This is a genomic window from Xenorhabdus eapokensis, assembly GCF_001908105.1.
The window spans coordinates 1-705 of sequence record NZ_MKGQ01000159.1; the positions used below are offsets into that span (position 1 = coordinate 1).

At 46.2% G+C, this 705-nt stretch carries 1 protein-coding gene; it reads left to right on the plus strand.

Annotation, left to right across the window (positions count from 1 at the left end; all coding sequences use genetic code 11):
- The first annotated feature begins 329 nt into the window (after positions 1–329).
- Positions 330–527 (plus strand): hypothetical protein, encoded by a 198-nt coding sequence (locus Xedl_RS26095; RefSeq protein WP_143187519.1) that lies wholly within the window; start codon positions 330–332, stop codon positions 525–527.
- The last annotated feature ends 178 nt before the right edge of the window (positions 528–705 follow it).

Genomic DNA, 705 nt, shown 5'->3' on the forward strand with positions numbered 1-705 from the left:
GAATGAAAACTCCCGTAGCCTGCAAGGGAGAGCAAGCATTGCGGTACATCTGCCCACCTTTGGAAGCAGATATTGTCAGACATAAACCCCTTGTCTGGTCATGAAGGTTTCTTAAACTAAAAATACGCCCAAAAGGTGTTGTTATCTTGTCGCCGAAGGGTGTTGAACGTGGGTTCATGCACTGACTTTTCAAATCAACATAAATCCTATTTATCTTCAATGAACAACAGGATGGCTTTTGCGCATCCGTTCATACTTTTATCTATCCCTGTCTGAATTATTCAACAGACAATTGTTCTACCGCTAAACCATTAACGCATGACTACCGTTTGACACTGAATCTGGCGGCGTTTTGCTGTACCCGTTGGTATTTCAACGCTTGCATAGCCGTTGCTGATTGTTCGAAAACTCAAGGCGTCACTTTTTGCGGTTTACCGCTGAAAGTGACGCCGCAGCCAAAGCACACCACAACCCTGACAGACTCAGGCCTGCTTAACCACGCAGTAAATCTGACACTGCATTTTTAGATTGAAAAAGGAGAACTTGACGATATCGAGGCTGGCTTTTAGCCGGTGGGGATGACCTGTTTATGCAGGCGGCAGTACCGCGTACTCAACCGATACCCCGCAATACCTCAACCTGCGTTCACTCTGGCGCACAGATATCGATCAAGGGCAAAGCAGGTTTTTCTGTTTTGCCAGAATG